The 26708-nt window shown below is 66.6% G+C and carries 15 protein-coding genes; 6 read left to right on the top strand and 9 right to left on the bottom strand.

The genetic code is table 11. The features are described 5' to 3' along the window. Positions 1-2: 2 nt before the first annotated feature. Positions 3-3551: a hybrid sensor histidine kinase/response regulator gene (locus ACW7G6_RS12850; protein WP_456998410.1), complete on the bottom strand. Its 3549-nt coding sequence runs from the start codon at positions 3549-3551 to the stop codon at positions 3-5. Positions 3552-3720: 169 nt separating this feature from the next. Here ACW7G6_RS12850 and ACW7G6_RS12855 point away from each other — a divergent pair, with 169 nt between their 5' ends. Genes ACW7G6_RS12855 through ACW7G6_RS12865 form a run of 3 tightly spaced genes read left to right on the top strand, consistent with a single transcriptional unit; the run spans position 3721 to position 5628 of the window. Beyond that, positions 3721-4500: a YceI family protein gene (locus tag ACW7G6_RS12855; protein ID WP_456998411.1), complete on the top strand. Its 780-nt coding sequence runs from the start codon at positions 3721-3723 to the stop codon at positions 4498-4500. Then, entirely contained in the window at positions 4497-5078 is a 582-nt protein-coding gene (locus ACW7G6_RS12860) for a cytochrome b (protein WP_456998412.1), read from the top strand. The genes ACW7G6_RS12855 and ACW7G6_RS12860 overlap by 4 nt, the downstream gene beginning before the upstream one ends. Beyond that, positions 5068-5628, top strand: coding sequence for a YceI family protein (locus ACW7G6_RS12865; protein ID WP_456998413.1), 561 nt, complete (start codon positions 5068-5070; stop codon positions 5626-5628). The genes ACW7G6_RS12860 and ACW7G6_RS12865 overlap by 11 nt, the downstream gene beginning before the upstream one ends. Positions 5629-5635: 7 nt before the next feature. Here the strand turns inward: ACW7G6_RS12865 and ACW7G6_RS12870 are convergent, their stop codons facing one another. After that, on the bottom strand, positions 5636-5866 hold the full coding sequence (locus ACW7G6_RS12870; protein WP_456998414.1) for a glutaredoxin family protein: 231 nt from the start codon (positions 5864-5866) through the stop codon (positions 5636-5638). 94 nt (positions 5867-5960) lie between these two features. On the opposite strand from ACW7G6_RS12870, the gene ACW7G6_RS12875 reads away from it, so the two are divergent. Beyond that, positions 5961-7343, top strand: a complete 1383-nt coding sequence (locus ACW7G6_RS12875; RefSeq protein WP_456998415.1) for an L-serine ammonia-lyase — start codon at positions 5961-5963, stop codon at positions 7341-7343. A gap of 106 nt (positions 7344-7449) precedes the next feature. On the opposite strand, the gene ACW7G6_RS12880 is transcribed toward ACW7G6_RS12875, so the two are convergent. Together ACW7G6_RS12880 and ACW7G6_RS12885 are read right to left on the bottom strand one after the other, a co-directional pair. Beyond that, positions 7450-9411: a S8 family peptidase gene (locus ACW7G6_RS12880; RefSeq protein WP_456998416.1), complete on the bottom strand. Its 1962-nt coding sequence runs from the start codon at positions 9409-9411 to the stop codon at positions 7450-7452. 93 nt (positions 9412-9504) lie between these two features. Beyond that, the gene (locus tag ACW7G6_RS12885; protein WP_456998417.1) at positions 9505-16971 is read right to left on the bottom strand and encodes an ESPR-type extended signal peptide-containing protein; all 7467 of its coding nucleotides are present in this window, start codon (positions 16969-16971) and stop codon (positions 9505-9507) included. A 348-nt stretch (positions 16972-17319) separates the two neighbouring features. Between ACW7G6_RS12885 and ACW7G6_RS12890 the strand changes: the two genes are divergently transcribed. Beyond that, entirely contained in the window at positions 17320-18699 is a 1380-nt protein-coding gene (locus tag ACW7G6_RS12890) for a sensor histidine kinase (RefSeq protein ID WP_456980193.1), read from the top strand. Here the strand turns inward: ACW7G6_RS12890 and ACW7G6_RS12895 are convergent. Then, entirely contained in the window at positions 18675-19382 is a 708-nt protein-coding gene (locus ACW7G6_RS12895) for a response regulator transcription factor (protein WP_456980194.1), read from the bottom strand. The genes ACW7G6_RS12890 and ACW7G6_RS12895 overlap by 25 nt on opposite strands. Positions 19383-19540: 158 nt before the next feature. Then, complete coding sequence (locus ACW7G6_RS12900) at positions 19541-21898, bottom strand: TonB-dependent receptor plug domain-containing protein (RefSeq protein WP_456998418.1); 2358 nt, start codon at positions 21896-21898, stop codon at positions 19541-19543. A gap of 154 nt (positions 21899-22052) precedes the next feature. Here ACW7G6_RS12900 and ACW7G6_RS12905 point away from each other — a divergent pair, with 154 nt between their 5' ends. Continuing rightward, complete coding sequence (locus ACW7G6_RS12905; RefSeq protein ID WP_456998419.1) at positions 22053-23204, top strand: phytase; 1152 nt, start codon at positions 22053-22055, stop codon at positions 23202-23204. A gap of 25 nt (positions 23205-23229) precedes the next feature. Here the strand turns inward: ACW7G6_RS12905 and ACW7G6_RS12910 are convergent, their stop codons facing one another. From ACW7G6_RS12910 to metX, 3 genes are read right to left on the bottom strand one after another with little or no spacing between them, the layout of a single operon-like run. Next, positions 23230-24381, bottom strand: coding sequence for a homoserine dehydrogenase (locus ACW7G6_RS12910; RefSeq protein WP_456998420.1), 1152 nt, complete (start codon positions 24379-24381; stop codon positions 23230-23232). Further along, the gene (gene metB / locus ACW7G6_RS12915; protein ID WP_456998421.1) at positions 24378-25616 is read right to left on the bottom strand and encodes a cystathionine gamma-synthase; all 1239 of its coding nucleotides are present in this window, start codon (positions 25614-25616) and stop codon (positions 24378-24380) included. Before metB ends, ACW7G6_RS12910 begins: the two co-directional genes overlap by 4 nt. After that, entirely contained in the window at positions 25613-26683 is a 1071-nt protein-coding gene (gene metX, locus ACW7G6_RS12920; protein WP_456998422.1) for a homoserine O-succinyltransferase MetX, read from the bottom strand. The genes metB and metX overlap by 4 nt, the downstream gene beginning before the upstream one ends. Positions 26684-26708: the final 25 nt, after the last annotated feature.

A 26708-nucleotide genomic window follows, 5' to 3' on the forward strand; every position in this document is an offset into this window, starting at 1 on the left:
GCTCATCGCGGCCCTTCGGTCTGGAACAGTTCACGCAGGATCATCCCGGTAACCGGCTTGCGCACAAAGCGATCGAAGCCGGCAGCCAGCGCCTGCGACTCCGCATCCACGTCGCCTTGCGCGGTGATGGCAATCAGCGGCCGGTCGAACCCCTGGGCGCGAAGTTGCCGTGCCAGCGACAACCCGCCCAGTCCAGGCAGGTCCAGGTCCAGCAACGCCGCATCGAAGCGGGTGACGCTGGTCGCCACCAACGCTGCCAGGCCATGGCTGGCGTGGACGACCTGATGGCCCTGGGTACGCAGCAAACCGGTAATGACCTCCGCGATGGTGGGGTCATCCTCCACCAGCAACACCATCAGGTCGCAACCGGCTGACGCAGGCGCCAGCGCGACCACTTCGGTCGCCACCGGGATGCCGGTTTCGCGCAGCGGCAATCGCACGTCGAAACGCGCGCCTTCGCCCAGCACGCTGTGGGCGGTGATCACGCCGCCCATCGCGATCGCCAGCTCCTGGCAAATGGCCAGGCCCAGTCCGCTGCCCCCGTACCGTGCGGCAGTGCGGGCACCATCGGCCTGTTCAAAGCGCTGGAACAGCCGTGACAACTGCTCCTCGTCGAGGCCCGGACCGGTGTCGACGACGTGGAACTCAACGCCACCATCATGGCCGGAAACCCCAAACCGGATCGTGCCCGATTCGGTGAACTTGATCGCGTTACCCAGCAGGTTCAGCAGGATCTGCCGCACCCGCACCGGGTCACCGCGAACACCAACCGGCGCGCTGTCATCACAGCAGTCGACAAACTCCAGCCCATCGGCCCGCGCCAGCGGTGCGGTCATGTCAACAACCTCGTTGAACAGCACATGCAGGTTAAACGGCTCGTCACCCAGATGGAGTTTCCCGGCCTCGATCCTGGCCAGGTCCAGAGCGTCGTTGACCAGTCGCAGCAGATGTTCGCCGGCCCCATGGATTGACCGGGTATAGCTGCGTTGTTGCGGATCCAGCGCGGTGCCCAGCAACAACTCGCTCATCCCCAACACGCCGGTCATCGGGGTACGCACCTCGTGTCCCAGGGTGGCCAGAAATCGCGTCTTGGCCAGCGACGCCTGGTGCGTGACCTCACGCTCGTGCTCCGCGCGTTGCCAGTCGTGACGCCGCTTCAGTCGCGCTCGATACTGGTCCGCGATCGCCCACAGCAACAACACCAGCAAGCCGGCAAACCCGGCCATCGCCCACGACGTGCGCCACCACGGTGGCTGCACCTGGAAGGCCAGTACCTGCTCCACGGCGGCATTGCCGGCAGCATCCACCGCGCGCGCTCGCAAGCGGTAGCTGCCCGCCGGCAATCCCGCCAGTACCCGCTCGCCCTGGGAACCATGTTGGATCCAGTCCGTGTCATAGCCCTCCAGCCGCGTGTAATAGCGGTTTGCTGCGGGGTTGTCATAGGCCAGCAACCGCAACTGCACCCGCAACTCCCGCTCGTGTGGTGACAGCACCAGTGGCTGACTGTCATCCAGCGCCACCCAGCGTCCGTCACGACGTACCTCCACCTGGCTCCAGCGCAGCGCTGGCCGGGCGGGCGGCGGATCGGGAGCAAGCGTGTCGACTAGGACCACACCACCGTCTGCAAGCGCCGAGGCCAGCACCCCTGCATCGGTCAACACCAGGGTGCGATCGACGAATTCCTGGCTGCCCAGGCCATCTGCAACACCGAAACTGCGTGTATGGCCGGTGTCCGGATCCCAGCGGAACAGGCCGCGCAAGCTCGACATCCAGACCCGGCCACGCGGGTCGATGCGCAACCCGGCCGCCTCGACGGCGGGGATGCCCTGTTCCGGGCCGACCGTGGCAACACGGCGCCAGCGGTCGCCATCGCGCCGGTACTGTTCCAGGCCGGACAGGCGCTGCAACCACAGTGCGTTGTCACCATCAAACTGGAACGCGAATACCGTTTTTGTGTCGCCATCGATGCCGGCCACCGGTTCCAGTTTCGCGGTAGCCGGGTCCCAGCGTTGCAGTCCACGGCCACCGGCAATCCATAACTGCCCTTGTGCGTCGAAGCCCAGCGACTGGGTATCCCCCACCCCGAGCCCCTGTTCGGGACCTGCCAGTACCGTCACCAAAACCCGGCCGGACGCCGGATCGCGTTGCTGCAGGCCGGCGCCGGCAAACGACAACCACAAGCTGCCATCGGGTGCGAACGCGAGCAGGTCCAGCGGGCCACCAAGAGTTGCATCCTCAGCCGTGTGACGACTCCAACGACGCACGTCACCATCATCGGTGTCGATGCGCACCAGCCCGCGGGTCTGCCCCACCCACAGCCGGCCGGCCGGATCTTCCAGTACCGACATGGCCCGCGCGCCCTCCAGCTGCGCCTGTATCGCTTCGTCGACCGGCAACACGCGGCCTTGCGGGTCCAGCCGCTCCAGTTCGGCACGCTCACCGGCCAGCCAAAGTCCACCGTCGCGTGCCGTGGCGACCCCCGGATACAGTTCTGCGGTGAGTCCGTCGGGCTCACGGTTGAACTGGGCAATCCGACGCCAGTCCGACGGCAGGTAACCCAGGCCGACACCCGGCACCGGAAACCACATCGCGCCATCGGCCTGCTTGATCATTTGATAGATCGGCGATACCGGGCCCTTCGCGCCGATCGGCACCGGCACCGGCACGCCGCCGACTGGAACCCTCCACAACTGCCGATGGCTGCCCAGCCACAACTCGCCGCCCGGATCGGCGAGCACGCTGAACACCGCATTGGGATACTCGAACATGGCCGACCACGCCGGCTGCTTCCAGCTGCCATCGCCGGAAAGCCGGAACGCGCCGCTACCGGCACCAACCCACAGGCCGCTGCCAACCGGCGTCACCGAGAAAATCATTGGCGCCTGATCGGCACCGGGAAGCGGGACCCGCTCGAAATCGGTTCCCGTCCAGCGCGCGAGTCCTTTGGTCGTGCCCACCCACAACCGGTCCATCGCGTCCACTGCCAACGACAGCACGATGCCTGACGGCAAGCTGCGCGGGTCGCCCTCGCTGTGCTGATAACGGGTGATCGTGCCGTCGGCAGCGAGGCGATGCAGCCCACCGCCAAAACCGCCAAACCACAGGGCATCGTGGTGACTGGTAATCGCCCAGATGTCATCACTGCCCATCCAAGGGTGAGTGGTTGTGCGGTAATGACGGAAGCCGGCGTGACCGGCCTCCAGGACGCTCAGCCCACTGCCCTCCGGCGCGACCCAGATGTGCCCCTGCGGATCAACATGGACCGCCGTGAGATAGTTCACCGGCAATGATTTCGGGTCGTCCGGGACGTGCCGCCAGACCCGCATTCCGACCCCGTCGTAGCGCGCCAATCCGTCGGTGGTGGCCAGCCACAGATAGCCATCGGCATCCAGTGCCAGGCTGTTGATATTGCTGGAAGGCAGTCCGTCGGCGACGTCGACATGACGCAAGTTGGGCGTTTCCGGGACCGCGGCCGTCGCTGCCATGCTGGTCAGGAGCATTGATAGCGCTAACGCCATCGCCAACACCATCACCGCGATCGTTGCGCGCATTGAGCCTTCCTTGGTGGTCATTGCGTTCCAGCCTTCCCCTAGGGCCGGCCCACAGTGGTGGATTGCGCGCCGGCAGGCAAGTCGGCAGCGATCGGCGAGTGCTGCTGCGCAGGATCGGCGTACGCGTCCTCGTCGGCAAAAGCAGCCGGTACCGCCTAGAATCCAATGGATGCCGACTCCCCACGCGCCGTTGCCCTGTCCCGCGTCGAAGCTCGCTCGCTGCCGCGAGGTCGTGTTGCTGGCACTACTGGCGTTGCCCTGCGCGGTAGCCGGTGCCGCCGAGCCCGATGCGTGGTCGCTGGATCCGGTGCATACCCGGGTGATGTTCGCCGTTTCCCACGCCGGCTTTTCCAAGGCGCTGGGAACGGTATCGGGCAGCGAGGGGGTGTTGTTGTTCGACCCTGACGACTGGAGCAGCGCGCAGCTGCAGGTCACCGTACCGCTGGCGCAGCTGGAGCTTGGCGACGCCGACTGGAACGAGGCGGTGCTGGCCTCCGGACTGCTGGATGCCGGGACTTACCCAAGCGCATATTTCCGCTCAACCACGGTCACCGGTCATGACGCCACGCACGCCCGGGTTTGTGGTGAGCTGACGTTGCACGCGGTGACCAGGCCGCTGTGCCTGGACGTCGTCCTCAATGCCATCAAGCGCCACCCGATGCCTCCGTTCCGGCGCACCGTGGGCTTCTCCGCGACCACCACCCTGAGCCGTAGCGACTTCGGCATCGACGCATGGCCGTCGATGATTGGCGATGAAGTAGGTCTGCGAATCGAAGCCGAAGCGACCCACGCCCGTCGCTCGGCAGCCGCCGGGCTGTTACAACCACCACCGCCAGAAACGATCCCCGATAAACCGCTGCCCGAGACACCGATGCCCATACTGCCCACCCTCCCGCCGCTCACCGAGCTGGGCGATCCGACCTCAACCCCCGTCGAGTTGCAACCATGAGCCTCAAGAATCCCGTGGACCGCTGGGGTGCCGTCAGCCAGTGGCTGCACTGGGTCATCGTGGCCTTGTTGCTGTGTCTGGCGGTGATCGGCCTTTCATTGGACAGCCTGCCCAAATCCCCGAAGTATTTCTGGGTCTATGACCTGCACAAATCCACCGGTCTGACCGTGCTCGCCCTGACCGTGCTGCGGCTGGCCTGGCGCGTGTACGCGGGAGCCCCGGACCGGCTCCCGGGCCTGCCAACCTGGCAATCGCGCATTGCCTCGGTTACCCACGGCCTGCTGTACGCGTTGATCTTCGCGATGCCGTTGTCGGGCTGGTTATACGACTCCGCCAGTGGCTTGCGTCCGTTGCACTGGTACACCCTGTTCGAAGTGCCCAAGCTCACCGGCCCCAACCCGGCGCTGCGCGAGTTTGCCCACGGCGCCCACGAATGGCTGTTCTGGGTACTGGTGGCGTTGGTCGCCGTGCACGCGGGCGCGGCCTTCTATCATCATTTTTTCGAAGGCGATGCGACCCTGCGACGCATGTTGCCCAAACCACGCACTACCCACCGGGAGTCCCCTGATGACATTTGATTGCCGCGTCAGCCTGCTCGCCGTCGCGCTGGCGCTGGCCAGTGCACCGGTGCTGGCCGCCAACTACGTGCAGGCACCCGGCTCGACCCTGACCTTCGCGTCAGGATTCGAGGGCGAGGTGTTCAGCGGTCACTTCCAGCAATTCACCACCACGCTGCGCTTCGATCCACAGCAATTGGAAGACGCCGAGCTGGACGTGGTGATCCCGCTGGACAGCGCGACCACCGCCAACCCCGAGCGCGACGAGACCTTGCTGGGCAGCCAGTTCTTCAATGCCGCGGCATTCCCGCAGGCCCGTTACCACGCCAGTCAGTTCCGTCACCTGGGTGGCAACCGGTATGCCGCCGAGGGCGAGCTGACCCTGCGTCAGATCACCCTGCCGGTCACACTGGAGTTCACCTGGACCGAGGGTGCCAACCCGGTATTGACGGGCAAGGCAGGCATCCAGCGCCTGGCGTTTGGCGTAGGCGGTGGCGATTGGGCCGACTTGTCGATGATTCCCAACGCCGTCGCCGTAAGCACCCGCGTCAACCTGCAGCCCGCGCCCTGAGCCAGGCTCAGCGCAGGAATCCGGCCAGGCGCGCCTGATCAAACGGCCAGTCCAGCTCCAGGCATCGTGTCTCGTCGCGCAACACTGGCACGCGCGCGCCATAGCGAACTTCCAGCGCCTCGTCGCCGTCGATGAACACGCTCTCGAAATCCGGCGTACCCGCACCGGCCAGCACCGCCAACGCCAGGTCGCACAGGTGGCAATCATCGCGCTGGAACAAGGTGAGTACTGGGATCAAGGCATGAACCACGGCGGTGGAGAGCGAGAGACGGATGACGCTGCGGGCTATGATAGGCCGTACCACGCGCCCCGCCCATTCCACTGGATACTCCATGTCCGTCAGCTGTTTCGACCTGTTCAAGATCGGCATCGGGCCGAGCTCCTCCCATACCGTGGGGCCGATGCGAGCGGCCGCCCGCTTCATCGAGCGCTGGATCGTCGACAACGGCGATCTTGAGCGCACCGCGCGCGTGCGGGCCGAGGTGTTCGGCTCGCTGGCGATGACCGGCCGTGGACACGGCACCGACAAGGCACTGATGATGGGGCTGGAAGGCCATTGGCCGAACCAGATCGACCCGGACATCATTCCCGGCACACTGGAACGCATCCGCAGCGAGAAGCGCCTGCGCCTGTCCGGCCGCCACGAGATCGGCTTCGACGAGAAGCACGACCTGATAATGAACAAGCGGCAGAAGCTGCCGTTCCACACCAACGGCATGCGCTTCACCGCCTTTGATGCGGGCGGCGAGGTCATCGCCACGCGCGATTACTACTCGGTCGGTGGCGGTTTCGTGGTCAATCAGGACGAGGCGGCCGAAGACCGTATCGTCGCCGACACCAGCACCGTGCCCTACCCGTTTTCCTCCGGCGACGAGCTGCTGGCGCGGGCGGAAGAAACCGGCCTGACCATCGCCCAGATGATGTACGCCAACGAGCAGGTCTGGCGCACCCCGGCCGAGATCGACGCCGGGCTGGACGAGTTGTGGGCGGCGATGCAGTCCTGCGTCGAACGCGGCATCCGCTCGCCCGGCACCCTGCCCGGCGGTCTGCGCGTGGGCCGCCGCGCCCCGCGACTGCATGCCGACCTGACCGAACGTCCGCCGTCCGAACACGACGATCCGCTGACCATGCTCGACTGGGTCAACCTGTTCGCACTGGCGGTCAACGAGGAAAACGCCGCCGGCGGCCGCGTGGTCACCGCCCCGACCAATGGCGCGGCGGGCATCATCCCGGCGGTGCTGCATTACTACGAGCGTTTCATTCCCGGCGCCAACATCGAAGGCATACGCACCTTCCTGCTGACCGCCGCTGCGGTGGGTATTCTGTACAAGGAAAACGCGAGCATTTCCGGGGCTGAAGTCGGCTGCCAGGGCGAGGTCGGCGTGGCCTGCTCGATGGCCGCCGCTGGATTGACCGCCGCACTGGGCGGCAGCGCGAGCCGGATCGAGAACGCTGCCGAGATCGGCATGGAGCACAACCTCGGCCTGACCTGCGACCCGATCGGCGGGCTGGTGCAGATTCCCTGCATCGAGCGCAACGCGATGGGCTCGGTGAAGGCGATCAACGCCTCGCGCCTGGCGATGCGCGGCGACGGCCAGCACAAGGTCAGCCTGGACAAGGTCATCAAGACCATGCGCGACACCGGCCGCGACATGCAGGACAAGTACAAGGAGACCTCGCGTGGAGGCCTCGCGGTGAATGTCATCGAGTGCTGAGCTGAAAGTGCTGAGCTGAAATGGAAGGAGGCGGGTTTCCCCGCCTCCTGGTTCAAATCAACATGTTCACATCAACATGTTCACATCAGCATCAAGGCATGTCGCGTTAGCGATACAACCCCAGCACCGTGACATTGGCGAAATCCTTCTCGCCAACCATACGCACGTAGTAAGTGCCCGCGGCCGGGTTGGTGATCACCACCGCCTCGCTGTTGCCGGGCTTGACCGACTTGCGGTCGTACAGTTCGGCCGTCGGCATCGCATCAAACGAGACGTACAAGGACACGTCGCCGTTGCCACCGTAGCTACGCAGGTTGAGACTGCGCGCGCCCGCCGGGACACTGATCTCGTACAGCAGGCCTTCCCCGGCGACGCCGGTTTGTGCTTTCAGCGGCTGCAGGTTGACCAGCAGGGTGGGCAGCTCTTCGCCAATCGGCTGGGCCGCAGCGGCCACCGCGGCGGCGGCGTCGAGGATGCCGGCACCGATCGGCGTGCTCATCGGTGGCGCGACCACGAACGGCTGCGCGGTGTTGCGCAGCAGCGTACGCACCCGGACCGGAGTCAGTGCCGGATTGCCCGCGGCCACCGCCGCGCTCTGCATCAAGGCGACCACCGCGGCCACGTGGGGGCTGGCCATCGAGGTGCCGATATTGCCGACCAGGGCTTCGCCATCGGGGCCGGCGATCGGCGTGGTGGTGCCCTTGTTGCCGAGCGACCAGATCCAGGCATCGTCAGGGTCCGAGTTGCTGGTGGCGCTGCCGCCGGGCGCGCTGACGCTGACGGCCGGGCCATAGTTGGAGAAGTAGGACTTGGCGCCGTCGATACCCGTGGCGCCCACCGTGATGACACCTTCGCAACTAGCCGGCGAATAGTTCGCGGCGTTGTCGTTGTCGTTGCCGGCGGCCACCACCACGGTGGTGCCACGCTCGATCGCACCGTCGACTGCCGCCTGGGTCACCGGGTCGCTGCTGCAACTGCCGGTGCCACCCAGACTCAGGTTCAGCACCTCGGCTGGTGTGGTGTTGTCCGGTACACCGTCGACCGTGCCGCCGGAAGCCCAGACGATGGCATCGGCGATGTCTGAGGAGAAGCCGCCGCAGTGGCCAAGCACGCGTACCGGTTGCACCTTGGCGTTGTAGGCAACGCCCGCAAGCCCGATGCCGTTGTTGGTGACCGCCGCGACCGTGCCGGCGACGTGGGTGCCGTGGAAGGAGCTGTCGGTGATTCGGCCGCACCACTGCATCATGCTCTCGTCGGTCCAGTCACCGGTGTCGTGCGCGTCGGCGTCGCGGCCATCGCCGTCACCGGCGATATCCGGGTTCTGCGCGTCCTGTCCGTAGGCGCTGATGAAGTCGTAGCCGTCGATGATGTTGTCGTTGAGGTCGCTGTGGTCGATATAGCCGGTATCGAGCACCGCTACCACCACGCCTTCGCCGGCGGTGGTGTCCCAAGCTGCCGGCGCATGGATACCGGCGGTGGGATGGGTGTAATGCCACTGCAGGCCGAAGTTCGGATCGTCGGGGGTGACGTCGAAGCGGTGCTTGATGTAGTCGGGCTGCGCATACTCGACCGCCGGGTCGGCGCGCAGCTGCGCCAGTAGCGCATCGGCTTCGGTGCGAGCCAGGGCACGCGACAGCTTGATCACCTCGCCGCCCACCGCCAACGTGCGCAGGTGTTGCGCGGTCAGCGCGGAGCGGCTGCCATTGGTGGTGGTCTTCATACCCGCGACCCCGGCGTGGCTCGCCGCGGCATTCACCGCACTCAGGATCGCTGCCGTGCTGCGCGTGGTGGCACTATCGCGATACTTGACGATGAAACGGTCGAAGCTGGCCTGCGGTGGCGGCGTGCTGAGGGACATCATCTTGTTCGACAGCGACGGGGCACCGTGTCCAACACCCTTGGCCGGTGCGCCGGTGGCGGGTTTGGTGGCATCCGGCGCCGCGGTCGACAGCATCGCGGTCGACAACATGGAGCCGCCACCGACGTGGCCGGATGCAAATGCCGCCAAGGCAACCGAAACGGCGGCAGCCAGTGTGCCGCTACAGATAATGCGAGTGCTCTTTTTCATTCTTTCTCTCTCCAGGGAAAAGGTGCGAGGGACGCCGCTGCTGCTCGAGGGGGGGTGAACAGCGGGCGCCCTTCGCTGTTAACGCAGGGGTGCTTAAAGGTCGAAGCCGAAGCCGATACCGGCGGACTGGTCATCGCTGCTGAAGGCACCGCCGATGCTGAACGACGCGCTCTCGCCGACCTGCTTGGAGTAGCCCACCGACAGCGCGCTCTCACCGTTCTGCCAACCGGCACCGACACCCAGGCGGCCGCGCGGACTACGGCTGTTCGCGGCATTGATCGCCATGTTCATCATTGCCGCGTTCATCGCACCCTGACGGTCGATGCGCTCGTCCTGCTGGCCCAGGCGCAGGCCGACGTCGTCGCTCAGCTGGGTGAACTTGTCGTCCATCAGCGTTATCTGGCTGTCGGTGTAGGTCTTGGCCGAACTCAGCGTCTTGGTCGCAGTGGTATCGGTGTAGGCGTTGGCCGACGCCAACGTTGCCGCATCGGCCGGCTGTACCGGAGCGTTGGCTTTGGCATTGACGGCGCCAGCCCCGTTGGCGTTGGTATCGGTGGCTACATTGGCGACCTGACGGGGAGCATCGACGGCAGCCGCGGTAATGCTGCCCTGGCTCTCCTCGGCATCCGGAACCTCCGCAAGCGCGGTCTCTTCCTCACCGGCAATCCCTGCTTCCACCGACGCCGTCGCGGCCGAGGCCTCCTTCGCGGACTGGCTGGCAACGGCGTCGCCATTTTCCAGGGGCGTGACGTCGCCATCGACGCCGGCGGTCGAGACTGCCGAAGCGGTTGAGGAGGTTGACGCGGCTGTTCCGCCCTCGACCACCGAGAGACGATCGTCGAGCCCGCTGATCGCGCCATCGACCGCGCTGAATGCATCACCGGCGTTGTAGTAGCTGCCGCCCTGGATCGAGAACATCGGACCGACAAAGCCACCCGGCCCCATCGACGCGCCGCCGCCGAGCGATTGCGCCATTGCATCGCCCATCCCGAACAACTGCGAGCCGTTGACCGCATCGGTGCTGGTCGCGGACAGGCTGCCACCGGCAACGTTGGTGATCTGCCGTTCGGTCCCCTCAGCGCCTACCGAGACACTGTCGGCGCGATCAGCCACCGATCCGGCACCCAGCGCCACGCTATTTGCCGCCGTGACCTGCGCACGCGCGCCGATCGCGGTACCGTCGCTCGCGGCATCCAGCACGCGGGCGTCGTAGCCAAACGCACTGGACCCCGCCGCACGGGCCTGCGCGTTGGATCCGATCGCCGACGATGTCGCCGCCAGCGCCTGGCTGTTGGCGCCCACCGCAGTGGCATTGGTGTTGGCCGCGTTGGCATTGCTGCCGAAGGCCGAACCGCTGACCTTCGACGCCTGGCTGTTGGCGCCCACGGCCGTGGTGCCGTTGGCATTGGCCACGCTGTTGCTGCCGGCAGCCACCGCACCCTGGCCATTGACCACGGCATCGTCACTGCCATCCCGCGCGCCGCTGGCGGCGAAGTAGTGGTTGGCCTCGCCGGCCCCGGCCGCCACTTCGTCCAGCTGCGACTTGTTCACCGCATCGGTCGCCTCGGTGCCGGCAGCGACGTTGGTGACTTGGCGATCGATCGCCGCGTGCACGACGCCCGCCGCGTCGGTCCATTCCTGCGCGGCACCCACCGAGACGCTGTCGGCGCGGTCGGCCAGCGAACCCGCACCCAGCGACACACTGTTGGTGGCGTCCTTGGTGGTCCAGGCGTTGGAACCAAGCACGGTCGAGTTCACCGCCTGCGCGTAGCTGTTGTAGCCCAGCACGCTGGCACCATCCTCAGTGGCCCAGGCCTCGTTGCCGACAGCGGTGGCGTACTTGCCCTCGGTCTCGCTGTAAGCGTCGATACCCGCCATGGCGTTGAAGCCGACCGCAGTGCCGCCTTCGCTGGTGTTTGCGTTGTTGCCCAGCGAGACGCCGTACATCGCCGCCCGTGCCTGCACACCCAAGGCAGCGCCGGCGCTATCGGCGATAGCACCCTGGCCCACGGCAGTGGCAACCTCGGCGGCCTGGCTGGAACTGCCGACGGCGGTTGAAAACGAACCAGCGATCGACCGGATGCCAAGTGCGGTCGCCTGCCAGCCTTCGGCAGTCGCAAACGTACCGAGCGCAGTGGTTTCGCGGCCGATGGCCCATGCGCCGTAACCGACAGCCGTCGCTGCAAGACCGGAAGCCTGCGCTTGCAGACCGATGGCAGTGGCGCCGATGCCTTGCGACAAACTGCCCGCACCAATCGCGATGCCACCGCCGTGCTGCGTGCCGCTGTCCTGGCCGATGGCGATCGAATTCATCCCCACGGCATTACTGCTGCTGCCCTGCGCGATGCTGTTCTCGCCCGTGGCGACCGCACCGTAACCATTGGCGGAACTGTAGTCACCGAGGGCAGTGGCACCATTGCCGACGGCCGAACTGCCGGTGCCCAGCGCCAGGCTGCTGCTGCCCACGGCGATCGAATAATCGCCTTCGGCATCGCTCTGGAAGCCGAATGCACTGCTTTCGATGCCGCCCGCCACCGCGTTCGGCCCGATCGCACTCGCATTGTCACCAATCGCCAACGCGGCATCGCTGCCATCACCGAGGCCGTTGACGTCGACGTAGTCGTCGACGGCATTGAGCTGTGCCAGGTTCACCGCGTCGGTGGCTTCCGTGCCGGCTGCCACGTTGGTGATCTGGCGCTGCAATCCCGGATGTTCGACGCCGAAGCCGTCAGTCCATGGGCCCGAAGCACCCACCGAGACGGTACCGGCACGATCGGCATACGAGCCCGAGCCCAGCGCGACCGAGTTGGTCGCGCCATAAGCGACCTCGCTGCTTTCACCGATCGCGGTGCCGTTGCTGTCGAAGCTGAAGGCATTGGCGCCGACGATCGTGCTCTTGGGCGCCCATTCGGCCGCAACAGAACCCGCGCCGACCACCGTGCCGCGGAAACTGTTGGCCTGCGCATTGGAGCCGACCGCCGTGATCTCGTCGGCTTCATAGTAGCTACCCGCGCCCGCGCCCACCGCGGTGGAATTGTCGCCGAGCACGTATGCACCAAAGCCTGCGGCCAGCGTATTCCAGCCGAACGCCGACGCCGCGCCGCCGAGCGCGGCGGAGAACATGCCGAGGGACTGGCTGCCCCAGCCCAGGGCAACGTTGCCGTTGTCCGCGGCCTGCGCGTTCTCGCCGATCGCCACGGCGCGGGGGCCGCTCGCGATCGCGTTCCGGCCGATGGCCATCGAGGCCCAACTGCTGGAGACGGCGCCGGCACCGATCGCCATCGCGTAGTAGTAGTCCGCCTGCGCGCCATCGCCCAGCGCCATCGCCTGCTCACCCGACGCATGCGCACCGCGGCCGTACACGACGGCGCCAACACCGCTGGCCACGCTGTTCGCACCGGCGGCGACGCTGCCGACACCCGATGCAACGGCATCGTCGCTGCCGTCGCCGGCCCCATCGGCCGCGAAGTAATGGTTGGCATCGCCAACGCTATCGGAAAGTTCGTCGAGCTGGCCCTTGTTGACCGCATCGGTGGCCTCGGTGCCGGCGGCAACGTTGGTGATCTGACGTGTGCTACCCGTCCACTCGTTGCCCACCGATACCGTGTTGTCGCGCGTGGTGATCGATTCGGCGCCGAGCGCGACCGAGTTGTTGCTCATCGCCAAGGTGTTCGAGCCAATGGCGACCGAGTCGTCGGTCCACGCCTGCGCATACTGGCCCACCGCGATCGAATCGATACCCCCGGCCAAGGCACCACCACCTACCGCGGTTGCGCCATCCGCCTGGGTCTGCGCACCCGCACCGAGCGCGACGCTGTTGATGCCCCAGGCGCCGGTGTTCTGCTCGATGCACATGAAGCCGGTGCAGGCCATGGTGCCTCCGATCGCGATCGCACTGTCGGCGCCTGCGGTGGTCCACAACGAGCCCATTGCGATCGAGTTCTTGCCCGAGGCCGTCGCGATGCTGCCAATGGCGATGGCATGGTCGGCATTGGCGTAGCTGTCGGTACCCATCGCAATGGAGCCCGTCGCAAGCGACCAGGCATTGGCGCCCAGTGCCAAGGCATAGCTGCCCTGTGCCTGCGCGCCGTGACCGTACGCGCTGGCGCCGGTGCCGGACGCGTTGCTCAGCGCGCCAGTGGCGGTGCCGAAATCGCTCGCGTAGCTGCCTGCGCCGACGCTGGCGCTGTCGGTGCCATAGGCGTTGCTTTGCGCGCCGATGGCGATCGATGCCTCGCCAGTCGCCGAGCTGTCGTTGCCCTGCGCAATGGCCCATTGGCCGCTGGCGACGCTACCGTAGCCGTTGGCGACGCTGTAGTCGCCCAGCGCATTGGCGCCGGAGCCAATCGCGGACGAACCGATGCCCACCGCCAAGCTGTTGCTGCCGAGCGCGGTCGAGTAGTCGGCGTCGGCGTAGCTTTGCGAACCGTAGGCGCTGCTCTCGACGCCATTGGCGACGCTGCTGGCGCCGGTGGCGGTGGCATGTTCACCGGCCGCGACGGCATCATCGCTGCCGTCGCCGGCACCGTCGGCAGCCAGGTAACGCGTGGCGTTGTCGAGCTGGTCCTTGTTCACCGCATCGGTCGCTTCGGTACCGGCGGCGACGTGGGTGATCTGGCGCTCATCACCGGCCGAACCGACCGACAGCGTGTTGTCGCGGTCAGCCAGCGAATTGGCGCCGATCGCGACGGCGTTTTCCGCCATGACCGTGCTGAAGGCGCCCAGTGCCGTGGCGTAGTCGTTGAAGGTTTCAGAGCCCAGGCCGATGGCGACTGCGGCGGTGCCGATGGCGACCGTTGGACGCAACTCGATTGCGCCATCGATGACCCTCGCGCCGAACCCGCCGATCGCAATGCCCTGCGCGTCGCCGACATAGCTGGCCATGCCGATCGCAACGCCTTGATAGGCATCGGCGGCGACCGTGGCGCTCAAGCCCAGCGCCACACCGGCGTCGGCATTGGCGCCGACGGCGGCGGCAGCGCCTATCCCCACGCCACCCGCGGCGCTGACGCCCGGAGTCGCGCCCCAGAGCCCGGCTACCGATCCGGTGTTGATCGCGACCGACACGTCGGCGGTGGCACTGGAAGCGGCCCCCATGGCCAGGGCGTTGACGCCCGACGCGTTCGACGAGGTGCCTACGGCCACCGCGTCCAAGCCCGTCGCCACGCTGCCATAGCCGATCGCGTTGGACGTTTCACCCAGCGCAGTCGCGCCCGTGCCGATCGCATTGGCGCCCATCGCGCCGGCGTAGCTGCCGCTGCCGATGGCCTGCGAATAATCGCCGTCAGCTTGGCTCTGGTATCCGTAAGCGCTGCTTTCCGCACCATTGGCGATACTGTTCGCACCGATGGCGACGGCATGTTCACCCGCTGCAACGGCATCGTCACTGCCGTCGCCCGCACCGTTGGCGGCGAAGTAGTGGTTGGCGTCGGCGACGCCCGTGGCGACTTCGTCGAGCTGCGCCTTGTTGACCGCGTCGGTCGCCTCGGTACCGGCGGCGACATTGGTGATCTGGCGCTCGCTGCCGGCCTTGCCCACCGACACCGTGTTGTCACGACTGGCCACCGATTCATTGCCCAGCGCCACGCTGTTCGCTCCCGCTGCATGGGAGTAGTAGCCGATGGCAACGCTTTCGTCGCCCTCGCTCATCGCTGCGGCGCCCAGCGCCGTCGATTGCAGGCCGATCGCGGCCGACATCGCGCCCACCGAAGTCGCGTACTCGGTGTTCGCACCGGCCAGCGAGCCCACGGCCACGCCGTAGTTGTCCCAGGTCGCGGCCGCCGAGCCGATCGCGACCGACATGTTGCCGTTGGACTGGGTCTGCATCATCCCCGCCCAGCTGTTGCCGATGGCGATGCTCATCTCGCCGGTGGCCAGGACGTTTTCGCCCAGCGCCACGCTGCTGTAGCCGGTGGCCTGCGATCCGTAGCCGATCGCCGTCGCGAACCACTGGTTGGCCACGGTCTGACCGCCCACCGCCGTGCTGGCCATTTCCAGCGCCTGGCTGTTGAAGCCCATCGCCGTGGACTGCGTACCGACTGCCTGGGCGCCTGCTCCCAAGGCACTCGCGCCGAGGCCGCTGGCCGCGCTGTTCGAGCCGACCGCCACCGCATCGGCGCCGTCGGCCGCGCTGCCGTAGCCGTTGGCGATGCTGTAGTCGCCGAACGCATTGGCGCCACTGCCGACCGCCGAACTGCCCACGCCCAAGGCCAGGCTGCCACTGCCGATGGCCGTCGAATGATCGGCATCGGCCTGGCTCTGCGCGCCGTATGCGCTGCTGTCGACGCCGTTGGCGACGCTGCTGGCGCCATTCGCGGTGCTGTTTTCGGCCGCGGCCAGGCTCATCGTGCCGGTGGCCGTGGCGTTTTCGGCCAGCGCATTCGCCTGATGGCCGACTGCCTGCGCGTTGTCGCCGCTGGCACCAGCCAGGCTGCCGATCGCGACCGCGTTCTGGCCTTCGGCCAGCGTCGCCTCGCCCACGTCGGGCATGCCATCGCCGTCGAGGTCGGTCCACTCGCTGCCGCCGATGGCGATCGCGCCTTCACTGTTGGCCGCGGCATTGCGGCCGGCGGCCACGGTGTTGGCTCCGTTGGCCAGGCTGTTGTTGCCGACGCCGACGGCGCCATCGCCCAGCGCCGCGGCGTTGGCGCCGATACCGACGCCGGACTCTCCGTTGCCCACGCGCGCATGGCCGCCGATCGCGACCGACTCGTAGCCGCCGGCTTGCGCATCGAAGCCCGCCGCCAGGCTGCCTTCGCCGGCGGCGATCGCCTGTCCGCCGATCGCGGTGGAGCCGTTGGCCCAGGCCTCGCTGAGCGCGCCGAGCGCGGTCGCGGCCTGCTCGGCGCTGGCCGAGGCGTGCGCGCCGACCGCGGTATTGCCGAAGCCCAGGCTCATGGCCGTCTGGCCCACCGCCACGCTGGCATCGCCCATCGCCAGGCTGCCCTGGCCGAAGGCGCTGGCGCCGATGCCGAAGGCGTTGCTGTCGCCGCCGACCGCGGTGGAGGAGTTCATCCAGGCGTGCGCGTTGACGCCCATCGCCATCGACTCCCAACCTTCGGCGATGGCGTTGTTGCCGACGGCGACTGCGCCAACGGCCTCGAAAGTTTCGCCCAACTCCTCGCTGTTCCACGCCTTGGTCTGTGCGCCACTGCCGATCGCAACCGCACCCGTGCCCTCCGCGCTGGCGTCATCGGTGCCGTCGCCAGCGCCGTTGGCCTTGAAGTAGTCCCGATCGAACTTGTTCTCGGTCGCGCGACGCCGCTGGGACGTGGAGCGGGCCAATGCAGGTAGCTCCTGCAGTTGCGCGCAGTCGACCGCCACGCGGCTTTGGTCCTGCAAGACCACCAGGCAGTCCTTGGTCACCGCCGTGGACGCGGTTTCGGCGGCCGCCACCGGTGGCGCCAACATCAGAGTCGCCGACAGGACCCCCGCCGCCAACGAGGCATGGCCAAGACGACGTGGACGCGCCGCCTTGCCGCCGTGCGACGACGCCAACTCGGACACCACCACCATCGCCTGCAACGACGAATTCCATACCAGACCAAAGACCTTGTTCATAAATCTCCCGTGTTCAGTTCTAAGCGCAACTGGCTTTCCCGTCCCCGTTCAGGCACGCCGGATTGACCGATTGCAACGTCTGAGTCCACCCACCCAGCGGGGTTTGGACTTCGGTCTGAGCGCTGGTTTTTGACCAACTACGTCAGCTAATGACAACCTCGGGCCACTTGCGAACCTAATAGGGCAGCGTCGACCTTGTCACGCTCGCTTTCTCACTTAATACTCACGGAAATCTCACCGCGGCCCACCAGACGCTTCCAGGCAATGAGGCGGGCACGCAAAACGGGGGTTTTCAACGGGTCGAACCGCATGGACGCCTCTGTGCATCAACGAGGCACGAGCATCGAAATGTGGAATGGCGTTCTCAACTGGCTACGCGACGTACCGGTGACCGACGAAGTGGACCGTCGCAACGCGCCGGTCATGCAACTGCTGCTGCTGTTCTATGGATTGCTGTTGCCCGCAAACTGGGCGTGGCGTATCGCGACTGGTGAAATTTCCAGGACGTCGACGATCGTCTTCACGGTTGACATGCTGATCGCCGCTCTGGCCTTGGTCAGCATCGCCCTGATCCGGCATGGCCGGTTCAGGCTGGCGATCATGCTGTTCCTCGCACCGCAGCTTATTTCGCTGGAGATCACCTTTTCCATGGTCGGCGTGATGCCGCAGCTGATCGATCCGGCGCCCACGATGCTGACCTTGGCCATCAGTGGCCTGGTGCTGGGGCGGCGCGCCTTGTGGATCGTCTGGGGCTTGTTGATGGCTGCATTCGCGACCGGCTTCGCCACCAACGTGAGGATCGCCACCGAAGCCGGCATTCCGGTAGGCCTGGCATTACGCGACCTCCCCGCGGTCCTGATCAGTTACACACTCGTCACGATCGTCCTCGATCGCTCGATCAATGCATTGCGCGAAAGCCTCGCCAAATCCAATTCGCGTGGCCGCGAACTGCAACGCGAGATGGCCGAACGCGAGCGCGCGCAATCGCAGCTGATCCACTCGCAGAAGATGGAGGTCAGCGGTCGCCTCGCCAGCGGCGTCGCCCATGACTTCAACAATATCCTCGACGTGATCCTCGGCTTCGCCCGCCAGCGCCATGCGCTGCGCGATGGTGGCCGCGCCGCCGAACAAGCCGCCGCACTCGACGGTGCGCTCGAAGGCGTCGAGATTGCAGCACATCGCGGAACAGCGATCACCCGCAAGCTACTCAACTTCAGCCGCGCCGACGTGCTCAAGATCGAGGTATTCAATGCAGGCCAGGCCCTGGCGGAGTTGCGGCCGATGCTGCGACAACTGTTTCCGCCGTCGGTGCGCTTCGACCTGCATGCCTGCCCGGAACCGGCGCCGGTCCGACTGGACCGCAGCGAGTTCGAACTGATGGTCCTCAACATCGCGGCCAATGCCCGCGACGCGATGCCCGATGGCGGCCACTTCCACGTCCGCGCGGCACGACTGACCCACGACACCGTCGAGATCACGCTTGCCGACAATGGCCACGGCATGGACGAGCATGTCCGCCAGCGCATTTTCGAACCATTCTTCAGCACCAAGGCCGCCGCGGACGGGACCGGCCTTGGGTTGGCGGTGATCCGTGACCTGGTGAAGGTGGCCGGCGGAGAGATCGATGTCGCCAGCGTGGTCGGCGAAGGCTCTGTATTCCGCATCCGGCTGCCGCTGGTGGCCCATGAAGGACACCGGGCGGATCAGGCCCCGTCGTTCAGCACGTAACCTTCGCCATGTACCGCAATCAGCGGCAGGGCTGCGCCGCAGCCGTCGACCACCTTGCGGCGCAAGCGATGGATCAGTGAATCCAGTCGGTGCGGATCGAAGTCGTGGACGTTTTCGGTCAGCACCGCAATCAATGCATCGCGGGTGACCAGTTGCCCCGGCGCGACCAGCAGGCGCTCCGCCACGCGACGCTCCGCGCGGGTAAGCGCCACCGAGCGCCCCGCGGGCGAGACCAGGCACCAGCCGTTGGCGCCCAAGCACCAACGCTTGTCCATAGCCACCGCCGTGCCCCGCAAGCGGCGCGCCAGGCTGTGCAGGGTGGCGGCCATCAGTTCGATCTCGACGGGCTTGGACAGATAGGCATCCGCCCCCTGACTCAGGCCGCGGACACGGTCGGGGGTGTCGCCACGACCGGTGAGCATCACGATGCCGATGTCCGGGTGCCCGACGCGGATCTCACCGGCAAGGCTGAAGCCATCGGCATCGGGCAGGCCGACGTCAAGCACGACGATGTCGAAGACGGTCGATTGCATCTGTTCGCGCAAGCTGGCCGCCGTCGCCAGGCCATGCACCGCGAATCCGAAATTGGCCAGCCCGGGCAACAGGATCCGCTCGCGGAGCATCTCGTCATCTTCCAGCAGCGCGATGTGCAATCCACTGGTATCCGGGGTCATCAGGGTCATCGGGACAATCACCAGCTATCGGAACCAAAACCTCTGCCGATAGTAGCGAATGGGCGCGGTCGATGAATGCGTGGATCCCGGTTCCACCAACGCGAGCACGAAAAAATGGAACAAGCGGTCCGGGCCGGCGCGCTCGCGCTCCCGGACCGGTGCGCGACCTAGAACGCGTAACGCATGACCAACTGGTAGCGTGGACCCGCGTGTTCGGCCTCGATCTCGTACTCGTCGTGATCGCGATCGATCTGGTCGGCCAGGTTGTCGAATTTGTCGAAGACCTCGGTCTTGTCAGCATCCAGCAGGTTGGTGCCGCTCAGTCGCACCGAGATGCTGTCGCCGAAGCGCTTCTCGACGAACAGCTCCAGGTCGCCGTCATAGGTGGTCAGAACCTCCTCGGCGAGTACGCGGCTGTAAGCGTCGCCCTGCTTGCGATAGCTGACGCCGAACGAGGCGGCCCACGTCGGCAGGTCCTGGATGAAACCGACGTTGTAGACGTTCTCGGCCTGGTTGTTGAAGCGGCGCTCGCCGAGGAAATCCTCGACCTCGCTGTCGAGCCACGAGTAGTTCATGAACACGCCGGTGTCGGGCATGCCGAATGCAGTCAGCGGCGTGGACAGGTCGAGTTCGACGCCCCAGACCTTGCCGTCGCCGACATTCCCCATGGTGTAGACGAAGCTGTTGGGCTCGAATGGCACGGCGGCGGTGGCCTCTGCCTCGCCAACACCGTTGTCGTCCATGTACTCCTCGATGTCATCGGCCCAGTCGTCGTAGGCCGTCTCGTTCGCCTCGCCGGTGTTGACCAGTTCGATCAGGTCGGTGATGTCGCGGTAGAACAGGTTCACGCCGACCACGCCGCGCTTGCCCAGGCGGCGCTCGAACCCGAGGTCGAAACCGGTGGCGGTCTCCGGTTCCAGCTCGGGATTGCCGAGGAAGTCGTTGTCGCCGTACTCCTCGCTCAGCAGCGCGGGGATGACGTGGTTGAAGTTCGGGCGACGCAGGCTGCGCGCGGCTGAGAAGCTGATACGGTTGGCCTCGCCGATGTCCCACTTCAGGTGCAGTGACGGCAACAGCTCGCCGTAGTCCCTGGAGACGCGCACCGACTCGCCGTCCTGGCTGGATTCGATGTCCGAACGGGTGTCCTCGTAGCGCAGGCCGGCCTCCCATGCCAGTGCACCGGCATCGCCGGAGAACATCAGGTACGGGTCGACGCGGGTTTCCTCGATCAGGCTGCCGATGACGGTATCGGGCTCGTACACGACGGGGTCGCCTTCCGCTTCGGCGGCGAACTCGTAGTAGCTGTGGTTGATGTCGCGCTCCTTGGCGCGGTAGTCGACACCGAACTCCATCTCGGTCGCGCCGACCGGGCGCTTGTGCGCGATCTTGAAGCTGGTTTCGGTGTCGCTGGCGTCGATGTCCAGCCGCTCGCCTTCGGACTCGTCCCATTCGCCATCGACGTAGGCGTGCGACTCCTCGGTTTCGACGCTGCCGTCCTCGAAGCGGGCATGGTCGACGTCGAATTCGGTCGTGCCGCCGGCCATGTCGAACCGGTATTCGAGTCCGACACCCCAGTTCTCCTGGTCGTTGAGGCCCAGCCCGGGGACGTCGGCGACGATGGTTTCATCGCCATCGAACTCGACCTCGTGCGAGACCTCGACCTGTTCGCGGTCGGTCTTGACGTAGAAACCGTCGATCGACAGGCGGCCGGTTTCTCCGAGGTCGGCGGTGTAGGAGACGTTGCCCGAATAGTCCTGCCCGTCGCGGGTGTCGGTCTGGTCTTCCCACGAGACCAGCCCGCGGTCCTGGGGATTGTCGTAGCGGTCACTGCGCTTGATCTTCGGGTTGTAGCGGTCCTGGACATTGATGCCGACCAGCAGGCGGCCGCCGAGCGCTTCGCCGGAGGTCACCGCGCCAAAGGTCGGCTGGATCTCGCCGTCGTCGTAGCGCATCGCGCCGACACGGATGTAGCTGCCGTCGAACTCGTAGGCGTCGCGCAGCACGATGTTGATCGCTCCGGCCACGGCGTCGCCGGAGCGGTTGGCGCTGTTGCTGCGCAGGATCTCCACGCGCTCGACCATCTCAGCGGGGATGCGGTCGACCCAGAACGAGCGGTCGTCGCCGGCGCCCGGCACCTTCTTGCCGTTGACCAGTATCTGGGTGTAACCCGGATCCAGTCCGCGCAACTGCACGCCGTCGTACTCGAGCACGTCGGAGACGAACACCGCGCTGGGCACGCGCTTGAGCATGTCGCCAACCGTGGACGGCTCGAAGCGCTGGAAGTACTCCAGGTCGTAACTCAGCACCGGCGCGATGTCCGGGGTGCGGTTGCGGTAGGTGATCTCACCCTGCACCACCACGGCGTCGAGTTCCTTGATTGCGTCGCCAGCCGGCGTGGATGCCGGCGCCATGGCTGCAACCGGGACGGCAACGGGGACAGCCTGAGCGAACGCACCACTTGCGGCCGCCATCGCCATGACCGCGATGCCGCGCGAGAGCGCAACCGTAAGGGGAGACTGCTGCATTCAGGGGTGCCTGCGCCGGTTGAAGCCGTAAGTTCTACGGCCCCTTCATGGCACTGATATGACGAGCGGGTTGTCATCGCCGTGACGCATTGGCGCGATACAAACCTCCGCCAGCGCGCGCGATTTCGACGCCCGCATTTACCGGATCTTCCCGATGCAACTGCGTTACTCCCCGCTCGCCGCCGTCCTCGCCTCGACCCTGGTGCTGGCCGCCTGCGTCAGCCAGCCCGCCGGCAGCGAACGCGAGCCCGACGAGGGCGACGACATCCTTGCACCCACCACCGGCTACACCACGGTCGCCGAAGCCTTCCTCACCGCCAACACCCCGGCCGAGAACATCGACTCGCCGGCCAGTTGGACCGACGACGCTGGCAAGACGTGGTTGATCGCGACCGCCAAGGACACCCACCGCCTCGCCGTATACGACGGCGACAGCGGCGCGCATGTCCGCGATATCGGCGGCGAAGGCGCGGCGTTGGGGAAGTTTCGCCGGCCCAATGGCATCGCCGTACTTGACGACGCCGCATCTGGGGCGGGGCAGGCGCTGCTGTTCGTGGTCGAGCGCGACAACCGCCGCGTGCAGGTGCTGGCGCTGCCCGGTTTCGAGCCGCTGGGTGCGTTCGGCCAGCAGCAACTGCGCCAACCTTACGGCCTTTGGGTCAACCGCCTGGCTGACGGCGGTATCGAAGTGCTGGTCAGCGACAACTACATGTCGCCAACCAACGAGGACCTGCCGCCGCCACTGGGCGAGCTGGACGAGCGGATCAAGCGCTACCGCCTCGATACCGCGGCGCTGGCCGATGGCCGGGTACAGGCGCGACTGGCCGGCATGTTCGGCGACACCACCGCCGCGGGTGCGATCCGGATCACCGAGTCGCTGGTGGGCGACCCCACGCATGACCGCCTGCTGATTTCGGAAGAGGACCAGGCCGGCGGCACCCTGTTGCGCGAGTACGGGCTGGACGGCAGGTTCCGTGGCCGCAACATCGGCGGCGACGTGTTCCAGGCCCAGGCCGAGGGCATCGCACTGTGGCAATGCGACGACGGCAGCGGTTACTGGATCGCCACCGATCAGTTCGCCGACCGCAGCGTGTTCCACGTGTTCGACCGTATCAGCCTGGCGCACCTGGGCGCGTTTGCCGGCAACACCGTGGCCAACACCGATGGCGTGTGGCTGCAGCAGGCACCGACCACGCGCTTTCCGGCCGGGGTGTTCTATGCGGTCAACGACGACCAGGGCGTGGGCGCGTTTGACTGGCGCGATATCGCCCGTGCACTAGAGCTCAAGGCCGGCTGCACGCAGTGAGTTGCGCGGCGGCGACCGGCGCCGGTCACGCGCTGGCCGCGATCCGCAGTACGTCGTCCAACAAGGCGGCGGCGGTGACTTCGGCCCCGGCACCGGGGCCCTGGATTACCAACGGCTGTTCGCGGTAACGGTCGGACCAGATCGCGACCTTGTTGTCGGTGCCGGTGCCGGCGGCCAGCGGATGATCCTCGGGCAACGACTCCAGGCTGACGCGCGCCTCGCCCCGACCATTCTGGATATGTTCCAGGCGCGCGATGAAACGCAGTTTGCGCCCGTCCTTGCGTGCGGCAGCGAATCGCTCACGCAACGCGGCATCGAGTGCGGGCAATGCCGCATCGACCTGGTCGCGGGGCAGCGCGGCAAGCGCTGCAGGCACCAGCGACTCGACCTCCACCTCATTGCTGTCCAGCGCTACCCCGGCGCTGCGGGCAAGGATCAGGATCTTGCGCCGTACGTCGTCACCCGACAGGTCCTCGCGCGGGTCGGGCTCGGTGTAACCCGCCTGTCGTGCCTGGCGGACGAAGCCGGAAAACGGACGCTCGCCGTCGTAATGATTGAACAGCCATGCCAACGAACCCGACAGCACCCCGGCGATCGCATGAATGCCGTCACCGCCGGCTTGGAGCTCGCGGATCGAACGCAGTAGCGGCAAGCCCGCGCCCACCGTGGCGCTATCGCCGTAGCAGGCACCACCGTGCGCGGCAGCCGCGCGAATCCTGCGCCACCGTGACAACGAGCCGCCCTGGCCGAGCTTGCACGCGGTGACTACGTGGATGCCGCGGGTAAGCCATTCGGCATGGCGCTCTGCCACCGCTTCGCTGGCAGTGGCGTCAACCAGAATGCGCGGGCCACTGTTACCCAGACCGGGCGCGACGTGGTCGAGATCTAACGCATTCGCCATGGACGCAGGCGTGTGCGGTGACTGCACGGCCGCAGCGCCGAATGATCCATCGGGACTGGGACAAAGCCCCCCGTCGTCATGCAACCCCATGCGTGAGTTGGCCACCACAACCAGCAACACGCGATCACCCAGCGGCGTGCCGGCCCAACCCGACAGCCGGGCCAGCACGGCGCTGCCGACATTGCCGGTGCCGAGCAACGCCAGCCGCGCGGGTCCCGGTCGGTAGGCCGCAACAGCCTCCGGTGACCGCGCGAGCACTGCCGCCGCGGCGCTCATTTCGCCACGCGTTTGTTGTCGACCAGCGTCGCCTGCACGCGCTCCAACGCGGCGGTGATGTCGGCGACCAGGTCATCGACATGCTCGATGCCGACCGACAACCGCAGCAGCCCGTCACCGATGCCCGCTTTCGTCCGCGCTTCGGCCGACATTGCCGCATGGGTCATCGTCGCCGCGTGCGCAACCAGGCTTTCCACGCCGCCCAATGACTCGGCCAGGGTGAAGTACTCCAGCCCATCCAGGAATGCGCGTACCGCTGTTTCTGCATCCAGCTCGCCATGTTCCGTCTCACCATGTTCCAGCTCGACACTCAGCATCGCGCCGAATCCGCTTTGCTGGCGAGCCGCGACAGCATGACCCGGATGGCTCTCCAACCCCGGGTAATGCACTACGCGCACGGCCGGGTGCGCATCCAGCAACTCGACCAGGGCGAGGGTGTTTTCCTGATGCACGCGCAGGCGCGCATCCAGTGTGCGCAGACCCCGCAAGGTCAGGAAGCTGTCGAACGGCGAACCGGTGATGCCCAGGCAATTGGCCCACCACGCCAGCGTCTGGTGCACCTCGGCGTCTTTGGCGATCACCGCCCCGCCCACCACGTCGCTGTGACCGTTGATGTACTTGGTGGTCGAATGCACCACCACGTCGGCGCCAAACGATATGGGTTGCTGCAACGCGGGTGACAGGAAGGTGTTGTCGACCACCACCCGCGCGCCAGCCGCATGCGAGGCCTCGATCACGAAGCGCAGGTCGGTGATGCGCAGCAACGGGTTGGATGGCGTTTCGATCCATACCAATGCCGGGCTTTGCGCCAATGCCTCGCTCAGCGCGCGCGCATCGGTCAGGTCGACCGTGATCAACTGGAACGCACCCTTGGTTGCCAGCGCATCGAACAAGCGCCAGCTGCCGCCATAGGCATCGTGAGGTACCACCAGCCGGTCACCTGGCTTGAGCAATGCGTTCAGCACCAGGGTGATCGCGGCCATGCCGGTCGCGGTGATCACACCGCCTGCGCCACCCTCCAGCTCGGCCAGTGCCTCGCCGAGCAGATCGCGGGTCGGGTTGCCACTGCGGGTGTAGTCGTAGGTGCGCTTGTCGTTGAAGCCGGCAAAACTGAAATTGGACGACAACACCAACGGCGGTGTCACCGCACCAAACGCGAGGTCGCGGTCGATGCCGGCACGCACCGCGGTGGTGGAACGATGACCTTGACGACAGTCCAGCGAATGCAGGCTCATGCCGATGCCCGCGCGTCGGCTTCGACGGATGCCTGTGCATCGGCGACATCCAGCAACGCCTCGCGCAGGATGCGGTCGATCGCTTCGGGTTCCTTGAGGAAGGCATCGTGGCCGTACAGCGATTTCAACACCTGCAGGCGGGTCTCGCCACGCAGGCGTTCGACCAGCTCATAAGCGTCGGCCACCGGCACCAACCGGTCCTCGGCCACCGCGACCACGGTCACCGGCACCCGCACCGTTTCCGGTGACAGCGCCTGCAGGTCGATCGACTCGGACAAACGCACGAATGCGGTCGCGGCGGTGCGGTTGGCGTAGTGGTTTCCGCAGTGCTCCAGATAGTCCTCGGCTGCCACGCGCACCTGGCCATTGACCACCTTGGCGGCGCCGAAACGGCCGTCGAACTCCTCCGGCGTGCGGTAACTCAGGATCGCCAACTGGCGCGCCAGGGCCAGCCCGTGGGTATCGTCGCATTGCAACGCACCCAGCGTAACCGCACGTCGCTGCAACGCACGCCAGGCACTGGCATAGGGATGGGAACGATGGCAGCCGCTGATCGCCACCAGCCGGTGCAGCCGGCTCGGATACAAGGCGGCGAACTGCAGTCCGACCATGGCGCCGTAAGAACAGCCGATGAAGGCGGCCAGCCGCTCCACGCCCAAGCCATCCAGTAGCGCCGCAATCACATCGGCCTGGTCGGCCGGGTCGATCGGTGCGTCCAACGCACCGTCGCTGCCAACCCAGTCGAGGGACAAAATGGCGTGATGCCCGGGGTCCAGCGCGCGGCCTGAACCGCACTGCGCGTCCCACCAGCCGGCATTGCCGAAGGCCGCACTGGCAGCAACGTGGCGGTCGGCGGAGATGCCGCCGGCCACCAGCACCACCGGCAACCCGGGGTCGCCAATCCACTCGTAACGCACCACCAGCGCGCGTCGGCCGGCATGGCGCAAATCAAGCTCGACCCGGATCTCGCCACGTCGTGCATGGCCAGCCGCAGCGGTATCGGTTGAGACGTTCAGGGACGACGGGATAGCAAACGGGGTGGCAGACGGGGCAAGTTGCAGGCTCATGGCGGCTTCCGGAGTGGCGGGAGCC

The organism is Lysobacter sp. A421, from assembly GCF_054052145.1.

Bases quoted from the DNA above. Each gene is read 5' to 3' on its own strand.
- ACW7G6_RS12890 (WP_456980193.1), top strand. From the start codon at position 17,320: ATGTGGAATGGCGTTCTCAACTGGCTACGCGACGTACCGGTGACCGAC.
- ACW7G6_RS12905 (WP_456998419.1), top strand. From the start codon at position 22,053: ATGCAACTGCGTTACTCCCCGCTCGCCGCCGTCCTCGCCTCGACCCTG.
- ACW7G6_RS12865 (WP_456998413.1), top strand. From the start codon at position 5,068: ATGACATTTGATTGCCGCGTCAGCCTGCTCGCCGTCGCGCTGGCGCTG.
- ACW7G6_RS12895 (WP_456980194.1), bottom strand. From the start codon at position 19,382: ATGACCCTGATGACCCCGGATACCAGTGGATTGCACATCGCGCTGCTG.
- ACW7G6_RS12910 (WP_456998420.1), bottom strand. From the start codon at position 24,381: ATGAGCGCCGCGGCGGCAGTGCTCGCGCGGTCACCGGAGGCTGTTGCG.
- ACW7G6_RS12885 (WP_456998417.1), bottom strand. From the start codon at position 16,971: ATGAACAAGGTCTTTGGTCTGGTATGGAATTCGTCGTTGCAGGCGATG.
- ACW7G6_RS12880 (WP_456998416.1), bottom strand. From the start codon at position 9,411: ATGAAAAAGAGCACTCGCATTATCTGTAGCGGCACACTGGCTGCCGCC.
- ACW7G6_RS12850 (WP_456998410.1), bottom strand. From the start codon at position 3,551: ATGCGCGCAACGATCGCGGTGATGGTGTTGGCGATGGCGTTAGCGCTA.
- ACW7G6_RS12875 (WP_456998415.1), top strand. From the start codon at position 5,961: ATGTCCGTCAGCTGTTTCGACCTGTTCAAGATCGGCATCGGGCCGAGC.
- ACW7G6_RS12855 (WP_456998411.1), top strand. From the start codon at position 3,721: ATGCCGACTCCCCACGCGCCGTTGCCCTGTCCCGCGTCGAAGCTCGCT.
- ACW7G6_RS12860 (WP_456998412.1), top strand. From the start codon at position 4,497: ATGAGCCTCAAGAATCCCGTGGACCGCTGGGGTGCCGTCAGCCAGTGG.
- metB (WP_456998421.1), bottom strand. From the start codon at position 25,616: ATGAGCCTGCATTCGCTGGACTGTCGTCAAGGTCATCGTTCCACCACC.
- ACW7G6_RS12900 (WP_456998418.1), bottom strand. From the start codon at position 21,898: ATGCAGCAGTCTCCCCTTACGGTTGCGCTCTCGCGCGGCATCGCGGTC.
- metX (WP_456998422.1), bottom strand. From the start codon at position 26,683: ATGAGCCTGCAACTTGCCCCGTCTGCCACCCCGTTTGCTATCCCGTCG.